Origin of the sequence: Proteus sp. PR00208 (genome assembly GCF_016238545.1) — a bacterium.
In the GTDB taxonomy this organism is placed as follows: domain Bacteria; phylum Pseudomonadota; class Gammaproteobacteria; order Enterobacterales; family Enterobacteriaceae; genus Proteus.
In genome coordinates this window covers 109,585-117,880 of sequence record NZ_JAEHQE010000009.1, presented here as the reverse complement: position 1 = coordinate 117,880, position 8,296 = coordinate 109,585, and the positions used below count along the sequence as shown (strand labels likewise).

7 protein-coding genes are annotated in these 8,296 nt (G+C 36.5%); 2 read left to right on the top strand and 5 right to left on the bottom strand.

Features of this window, described 5'->3' with window-relative positions; all coding sequences use genetic code 11:
* The first annotated feature begins 19 nt into the window (after positions 1 to 19).
* Both JEP36_RS08620 and JEP36_RS08615 read left to right on the top strand, forming a co-directional pair.
* On the top strand, positions 20 to 1,762 hold the full coding sequence (locus JEP36_RS08620; RefSeq protein ID WP_198619810.1) for a YadA-like family protein: 1,743 nt from the start codon (positions 20 to 22) through the stop codon (positions 1,760 to 1,762).
* A 134-nt stretch (positions 1,763 to 1,896) separates the two neighbouring features.
* Entirely contained in the window at positions 1,897 to 2,214 is a 318-nt protein-coding gene (locus JEP36_RS08615) for a hypothetical protein (RefSeq protein WP_198619811.1), read from the top strand.
* Positions 2,215 to 2,443: 229 nt separating this feature from the next.
* On the opposite strand, the gene JEP36_RS08610 is transcribed toward JEP36_RS08615, so the two are convergent.
* From JEP36_RS08610 to JEP36_RS08590, 5 genes are all read right to left on the bottom strand, one after another.
* A complete protein-coding gene (locus tag JEP36_RS08610; RefSeq protein ID WP_023581781.1) occupies positions 2,444 to 2,854 on the bottom strand; it encodes an acyl-CoA thioesterase in 411 nt (136 codons plus the stop codon).
* A gap of 107 nt (positions 2,855 to 2,961) precedes the next feature.
* The gene (locus tag JEP36_RS08605; protein ID WP_198619812.1) at positions 2,962 to 3,741 is read right to left on the bottom strand and encodes a PhzF family phenazine biosynthesis protein; all 780 of its coding nucleotides are present in this window, start codon (positions 3,739 to 3,741) and stop codon (positions 2,962 to 2,964) included.
* A 163-nt stretch (positions 3,742 to 3,904) separates the two neighbouring features.
* Entirely contained in the window at positions 3,905 to 5,440 is a 1,536-nt protein-coding gene (locus tag JEP36_RS08600) for a peptide MFS transporter (RefSeq protein ID WP_099075795.1), read from the bottom strand.
* A 419-nt stretch (positions 5,441 to 5,859) separates the two neighbouring features.
* Positions 5,860 to 7,068 (bottom strand): multidrug efflux MFS transporter MdtG, encoded by a 1,209-nt coding sequence (gene mdtG / locus JEP36_RS08595; RefSeq protein ID WP_100160056.1) that lies wholly within the window; start codon positions 7,066 to 7,068, stop codon positions 5,860 to 5,862.
* 272 nt (positions 7,069 to 7,340) lie between these two features.
* Positions 7,341 to 8,282 carry a Kdo(2)-lipid IV(A) acyltransferase gene (locus tag JEP36_RS08590; RefSeq protein ID WP_198625769.1) on the bottom strand — a complete coding sequence of 314 codons (942 nt, stop codon included), beginning with the start codon at positions 8,280 to 8,282 and terminating at the stop codon, positions 7,341 to 7,343.
* Positions 8,283 to 8,296 lie beyond the last annotated feature (14 nt).

Genomic DNA, 8,296 nt, shown 5'->3' with positions numbered 1-8,296 from the left:
ATTTTGGAGTGATATAGGTATGGTTTGTAATATAAATTTTAAGATAAAACTATTAGTTATTATATTATTTTCATCTACTTCTTCCTATGCCAATAATACCACGTTATTAGGTGGAAATAGTAAAGCAGATGGTAATGAATCGACCGCGGTTGGATATAATACATGGGCACATTCAGACCAATCAACCGCAATTGGTGCTAACGCGGGAGCAGAAGGTAAAAATGCAACGGCAATAGGCCATAAAAGTACAGCAATAGGAGATAATGCGATGTCATTGGGAAGTGGTGCAATGGCAATCGGTGACGGTTCTCTTTCTATTGGCTCTCAAGCTTATAGTGAAAATAAAGATTCAATTAGTATAGGGAAAGGGGCAATAAATAATGCTGAAAATGGGGTTATTTTAGGTAGTGGCAGTCGCCTTTCTGATAATGCAGATAATTCAGTTATTATTGGTAGCAAATCTTCAGGATCAGCAAGTAATGCAATTATATTAGGCGATAACAGTAGTAATAATCGCAATAATACATTATCAATCGGTAGTGATAAAAATCAGCGACAAATTATTAATGTCGCAGCAGGTACAGAAGATAACGATGCTGTTAATGTTTCTCAATTAAGAAAAGAAAAAGATAATATTCTTATTGAGGCAGATAAGCGTATTAATGACAATAACCAGAATATTTATAATAGAATTGAGCAAGAAAAAGATCGCATTCTTAAAGAGACAAATAATCAAATAAATGATAATAATAAAATAATAAAAGGCGATATTGCTAAAGCAAATGAGGAGGTGCTAAAAAGAAGTGAAACAAAAGCAAATGAATTAGCCAATAGTGCGGAGAAGAAAGCAAATCAATATACTGATAGTAAAATAGAAAAACATCAAGAGAATACGATTAATTATATCAATGAAGCAAAAAACGAATTTCATATCTATAGTGAAAATAAATATGCTGAAATAAAATCAGGCGTTGAAGATTATACTAATAATCGAGTGGATGAAATGAAAGGTAATATTGAGAAAAACACCAATGATAAAATTACCAAATCTGAAAATAATATTAAAGAATATACCAATAATAGAATTGTTGAAGTTGAGAATAGTGGTAAAGGATACACTGATTTTAAAGTCAATGAACATCATGAAAAAACAGTAGAACATATCAAGAATACCCGAGATGAAATAACATCATTGACAGAAGGGCGAGTTATAAAATCTGAAAAAAATGCCAATAATTATACTGATATAGAAATCAGTAAAATTTCCACAGGTATTGAGGGTGCAATAAATAGAAATAACGAAAAAATTACAAAAGAGCGTGAAAAATATATTACTCAAAAAGGAAATGAATATATCAATATCACCAATACTGTTATCAATGAAAGAGATGAGTCCCTAAGAGAATACATTGATTCGTCAAAAAAAGACTCTATTTCTATTGCGAATGAATATACCAACAATAAGATTAAGAATATCTTTATTGATAATGATGTCGCGCTCAATAATATGGATAACAAAATAGATAAAGCTGACAAAAGGGCAAGTGCAGGTATTGCCTCTGTTGCGGCAATGGCCAATATTCCTTATGTGACTAATCATACTTTTAGTTTAGGTGTGGGAGTGGGTAATTATCGCGATGCTAATGCCCTTGCAACAGGTGCTCAGTATCAAATAACAGAAAGTGCCATTATTCGTGTCTCTGCTTCATGGAATACAGAAGATCGCGGTGTTGTCGGCGGAGGTGTTTCTTATGGTTGGTAAAGCACTTTTATATTGTGCTCAATAGAATGAAAAAATAGAGATAAGGCTGTTTCTTTTTTATCTATCTGCTGGCTTTTATGGCTTGGATTTGAATAATAAAGGTAACAGCCTTTGTTTTCTATAATGAGCAAATTATGATCTTTCTTCATTCGGGTGGTGGCGCTTTTGAAAAACAAACAAGAGTTAATCAGGCCGCAACAGAAAAAGCACAAGAGATTGCTAAAAGTAAGATAAAACAAGTGGTGCAACTTAGATCACTTGCAGACTTTCCTGTTGATATTGAACAGATTGGGGTGATATTACTGATTGAGCCCACTATTGAGTTAGCGCTTGAAGTGGGGCGACAGTATTCACAATCTACGGATATTGTTATTGCTGAAAGTGCAACTGTAGGAAGGAAACTGACTATTTGTCAGATTGAGTTTGCAGTAACAAAAATCTGTGTTCTCTGATTTTTGAACTTAATCAGTTATCCACATTAACTGTGGATAACTCTTGTCTTACATGTTAGTAATCTTATTATCTATTGATTTTGTTGGATATTTTATGTTGATTGAAAAATATCCATTTAAATTAATGTTCTTACTCTTTGTTATTATTCAAAATAATAAATCACATTATAAAATAATGCAGTTTTTAATTAAGAGAGATAAAAAGTATGATAAATCTCTCTATAAGATGCTATTTATCGAATAATGGCGTTGGTTTACCGTCATGATCAACCGCAACGAAATTAAACTGACCATGGATCACTTCTTCACGGCCTTCTGCGTACATATCTTCAAGAAAAATAGAAACATTTACCGTCAAACTTGTACGTCCAACACGAATAACTTCACCCACTAATTCAATAATCGTACCCGATGGAATAGGGTGATTAAAATTTATTTTTTCAGTTGAAACCGTCACTAGGCGTTTACGGCTAAAGCGAGTGGCGGTAATAAATGAAACTTCGTCCATCCAAGCTAATGCAGTGCCACCAAAGAGTGTTGAGTGATGATTAGTCGTGGTGGGGAATATGACTTTAGATACACGGGTGACTGAATTTTTAATTTTATCTTGTAGCTCAGGAGATAAGTCAGAGATGGACATAACAATAAAGCCTTCTTCTTTTATACTATAGGGGAGAAATTCCCCACAGTATAAAATAGAGTAAATTGAAAGCAAAGTAGATGAATGGCTGATTATGCCGTCTGTAATTAAAAGGTTATTTCGCCAGTTAAAAAGAGTGCAGCATCTCCTGTTAGTAAAACGCGATTATCTTTTAATTCACAGTCGATATTTCCACCTCGTTTTGAAACTTGTCTTGCTTGTAACTGTGTTTTATTGAGTTTATTACCCCAAATTGGGGCTAATACACAATGCGATGTGCCTGTAACAGGATCTTCATTCACGCCTTTTACGGGCGCAAAGAAGCGAGAAATAAAGTCAAAAGGAGCATGACCTTTAGCTGTGATAATAACGCCAGGTAAAGGCAACTGTGCGATTTGAGTGAAATCCGGTTGGTAGTTAATGACAGTTTCTGGATCAGATAAAAAGCAAACATAACGATCACGCGCTTGCCAAACTTCATCTATTTGTAATGCTAATTTTTCTTCAAGCGCTGATTTTATATCGTTATTTAATGTCGCGGGTATAGCTGGAAAATTAAGTGTAAAGAGAGATCCTTGGCAAGAAATAGTGAGCTCACCTGAAAGAGATTGGAATTTAAAGAGCTTATTAGGAGACTGTTTTATCGTTTTCAGTACAAAAGCTGTGGCCAATGTTGCGTGTCCACAAAGAGGAACTTCAATTTTAGGTGTAAACCAACGAATATGATCACCAACTAAAAAAGCGGTTTCAGGTAAATTAATCTCACTAGCAAGTGTAATTAAGGTGTCATCAGGCAACCACTCTTCTAACAAAACGACAGCTGCGGGATTTCCTGAAAAAGGCAGAGAGGAAAAAGCATTAACATAATAAATAGGAAGAACTGTCATCGTATTACCTTAGTGATAAACTACCAATAAATAGAAGGTAATGAGATTAAGTGTTTTAAATATTGGGTGCAATACTTAAAAACAGCGTTACAAATTGTAGGATATAAAAGCAAAAAGCCATGTCTAAGTAATTAGACATGGCTTTAATAATTAACGCATTAGATTAAGCTTGTGCTTTCTCTTTGCTATCTGCACTTTGTAAAAGTTTACGAACTGGAATAATCAGTGCAGCAAGAACAACAGCACAAATAACCAGAGCGATAGAAACATGAGAGAAGAAATCAGGCATTACATCCAGTTTGTCTGGACGGATATTTCCACCCATTAAACCTGCTGCCAAATTACCTAATGCACTTGCACAGAACCATAATCCCATCACCTGACCACGCATTTTAGCAGGCGCTAAAATAGTCATAGTGGCAAGACCAATTGGGCTTAAGCATAATTCACCTAATGTCAGTAATAAGATACTGCCAATTAACCAAAGAGGTGAAACGCCTTGTCCTGTTGCAATAACGCTTTCAGATGCAAACATCATGACGGTAAAGCCACCCGCTGCAAATAAAATACCAATCACAAACTTAGTCATACTGCTTAAATTCATATTCTTACGTGCCATCATTGGCCATAACCAGCTAAATACAGGTGCAAGAATAATAATAAACAGGGCGTTAACAGACTGGAACCAAACTGCTGGGATCTCGAAACCCATAAAGTTTAAGTCAGTATAGTCGTTGGCAAATAAGTTAAATGATGTTGGTTTTTGTTCGAATGCAGACCAGAAAAGGGCTGCTGAAACTAATAAGAGGAAACAAACAAATAAGCGAGAACGGTCACTACTACTTAATCCAGCAAATAGGAATAAATAGATAAAATAAGCGATAACACTACCTGAAATTACATAGACCATAAAGTTAGCCACAACAACTGGGTTAAAAGGAATAACACCAGAAATAATAAGGCCAACAATTGCTATAAGAACGACAGATAACGCTAAGATCCATTGACCGACATTACGACGAACGACGGTTGGGCGATCCCAACTTGAATCTAAACCGACTTCGCTATCAAAGCGACGCATGGTCGGTACTGCGTAAAAGCGGAAAATCAGTAACGCAACAAGCATACCAATCCCACCGATACCAAAGCCCCAATGCCAGCCATAATCACGCACTAAGAAACCCGTGATGAGTGGTGCAATAAATGAGCCCATATTGATACCCATATAAAATAAGGAGAATCCACCATCACGGCGAGTATCATCCCTTTTATATAAGGTTCCTACCATCACAGTTACGCAGGTTTTAAATAGCCCTGTACCCAATACAATCAGTAATAAACCGATAAAGAACAGATCTTGTGACCAAAACGCTGAAAGTGCGATGGATAGGTGCCCTAATGCAATAAAGATAGAGCCATACCATACAGCTAGGCGCTGACCTAACCAGTTATCAGCCAGCCAACCTCCTGGTAGCGATGTTAAATAAACACCGCCTGCGAAAATACCCACAATAGCAGATGCCTGCTCTCTGGGGATTTCCATGCCACCCTCATAAACGGTTGCCGCCATAAATAGAATTAATAATGGGCGAATACCATAGAAAGAAAAGCGTTCCCACATTTCGGTGAAGAAAAGGGAGCTTAATGGATATGGGTGGCCAAAGAAAGTTCGGCTAGATTTTGAGTGAGTAGATTGCATCTTAAATTCCCAAAAAAACCTCTACAGGTCGTTTGCAAGTAAAAAGAACAAAATATCAGCTAGTGGTGAAACAAAATTATTTCATTCTGTTATCAATACCCACTGCATTTAATTAATATATTTTTAACATACTTTTGTCAGAATTTAGTGACTAAAAGTATATTTAATACTTTATAAACCATTTTTTGGTGCAAAAGTCGATAAAAATCTCATTTTGCAATAGTTAACCTTGCAATTTTTTGAAAAAAGAGGACAAGAAAATTTTATAGGTCTTAACAAGTAGGGGGTGAGAATGTTCTTAATAAACAATAAATTACAAAAAATAGAATAAAAAAAATAACAATTAAGCCTTTAAATGTAAAAGTGTAATTTTTTGAAGAAAAAAAACTATTAACTAATCTAATTTGTAGATTTTTTGACTACTTTTCTTGTGGTGTTCTAAAGCTTAACCAAGAATAAATTAGATTAAAAAAGACAACGGCTGCGGTGAAATAAAAAACAGCTCTAAATCCATAGCTTGCAGCGACAAAAGCCCCCATTAACGGTCCCGTAACATTTCCAACATCTCTTAGTGCTTGGTTATAGCTGAAAATTCGACCCGCAATAGCAGGGGTAATGTTATAGAGAATAAGCGTTTGTACCGCAGGTAACATGGCTGCGTTGACCGCACCAAGTAAAAAACGTAGCGCGCCAAGTTCCCAATAACTACTGACCAGTGCCATTGGAATTAACATAAAAATAGAGAGTCCGAGGGTAAAAAGAAGGACTTTATCAGGACCAATTCGGTCACCTAATTTACCAAAACGAGGTGCGCTAATAAGTGCAGCAATACCAGGTACAGAGGCGACAACACCACTGATAAAGGCAAGGTTGCTAACTGAACCTGTTAATTCACGAATATAAAGTGTCAAAATAGGCGTAACGGAGCCTGTTGCTACTTGAATGATCATCGTAGTGAAAAATAGGCATACAACGAGTCTTTTATTTTTAAGTGATGAGAATACCTGTTTGGTGGTCAGTGCGTCTTTTTTAGAAACAGGTGTAAAGTTTTCACTGACAAAAAAGAGGGTGACTAAAAAGCAAATAAATAAAACGGCAGAAGTAATAAAGAAGACAGGACGTAAACCATAGAGATCGGCAAGCATACCGCCAATTAAAGGACCTATTAATGCGCCACTTACTGCACCTGTTGAAAGTGTTCCTAATGCCCAGCCGCTTTTTTTAACTGGAACCTGAGTGGCAATTAACGCATTTGCATTCGGAACAAAGCCACCTAATACACCCAGCAAGGCTCGCAATACTAATAATTGCCATATATTTTGAGCAAACCCAATTAATACCATCACAATTGCCATACCAAGGGCAGAACGTAACAGCATTAATTTTCGACCTTTTCTATCTGATAATTTCCCCCAAAAAGGTGCTGCAATGGCAGAAAAAAGGAAAGTAATACTAAATGCAACACCTGTCCAAAGATTAAGCTCTTCGTGATCGGTTATACCCAGTTCTTCTACATATAAAGGAAGAAAGGGCATGATCAAACTAAAACCAGCGCCAGTTAAAAAACAGCCAAACCAGACAATATAGAGATTACGTTTCCAAGAGTTATTTCGGGGCTTGAGATCCATGTTACTCCTTTAGCCGAGAACGAGAGAGTAAACCAAGAAAATAGGCTGACAATAACCGTAGCGATGTTGGGCGTGGCAACAACGAGTCGGTTTTCTTATTTTATGATGAATAAGAATATAGCCATGATACAGAATAAGTGCGATAGGTCTTGCTCTTATAATGTGTTTTGCAGGAGTTTACAGCTTATGCTGTTATTGATTTTATTATTGTTATTTCAGTGTATTGCAATATAACAAAGTGGCTGTTTTATTTCAAAACAGCCACTTTGTCGTTAGTGTACTTTCTTTATTTCGTTATATAAGGAAGCGTCACCTTCTGGGCGAGTTTTAAAGCGACGATGTAACCACATATATTGGTCTGGCGCGCGTAAAATCTCTTGTTCAACGACTTTATTCATCGCTCTCGCGGTATTTTCCTCATTATCAGTAGGAAAATCAGCAACAGGTGGCGATATAATTAATTCATAACCCTTGCCTTCAGGTAAGCGTTTTGGGGTAAATGGAATTAATGCGGGCTTGCTCGTTTTTGCCAGAATATAAGTTCCCGTTGTTGTTGCCGCTTTATCAACTGCAAACAAAGGCACAAAAACACTTTTACGAGGACCATAATCATGGTCAGGTGCATACCAAATAATTTCACCTGCTTTTAAACTACGGATCATGCCTTTGACATCTTTTCTGTCAATCATAAATTTATTAGAACGTAATCGACCCCATGTTTGTAGCCAGTCCATAACGGGATTATCGTTAGGGCGATAAACACCAACGCCAGGATTACAAATACCAAAAATCCTAGCACCAAGCTCTAGTGTCAGAAAATGGATCCCAATAAGTAAGATCCCTTGTCCTGAGTCTTTAACCTTTTTGATATTTTCAAGCCCACTGACTTTAAACCAACGTTTGACACGCCACTCTGGCCAAAACCACGCCATACCCGTTTCGAATAATCCCATACCAACAGATTCAAAATTTTTATTAACTAAGGCTTCTCGTTCACTTTTTGGCATCTGTGGAAAACAGAGTTCAAGATTACGTTCCGCTATTTGGACACGTTTTTTTAAAAAAACTTTCGAAAAACGGCCTAGGCGCGTACCTAGCCAATAAATGACAGGATAAGGAAGGAGAACCAGAATATAGAGTAATCCGATCCCGAACCAAGTCAGCCAATATTTAGGATGCAAAAATGATTTTTTAAATGGAGGTGACTTTATCATAAGCCTATCTATTT

Bases quoted from the DNA above. Each gene is read 5' to 3' on its own strand.
- JEP36_RS08620 (WP_198619810.1), top strand. From the start codon at position 20: ATGGTTTGTAATATAAATTTTAAGATAAAACTATTAGTTATTATATTA.
- JEP36_RS08615 (WP_198619811.1), top strand. From the start codon at position 1,897: ATGATCTTTCTTCATTCGGGTGGTGGCGCTTTTGAAAAACAAACAAGA.
- JEP36_RS08610 (WP_023581781.1), bottom strand. From the start codon at position 2,854: ATGTCCATCTCTGACTTATCTCCTGAGCTACAAGATAAAATTAAAAAT.
- JEP36_RS08605 (WP_198619812.1), bottom strand. From the start codon at position 3,741: ATGACAGTTCTTCCTATTTATTATGTTAATGCTTTTTCCTCTCTGCCT.
- JEP36_RS08600 (WP_099075795.1), bottom strand. From the start codon at position 5,440: ATGCAATCTACTCACTCAAAATCTAGCCGAACTTTCTTTGGCCACCCA.
- mdtG (WP_100160056.1), bottom strand. From the start codon at position 7,068: ATGGATCTCAAGCCCCGAAATAACTCTTGGAAACGTAATCTCTATATT.
- JEP36_RS08590 (WP_198625769.1), bottom strand. From the start codon at position 8,282: ATGATAAAGTCACCTCCATTTAAAAAATCATTTTTGCATCCTAAATAT.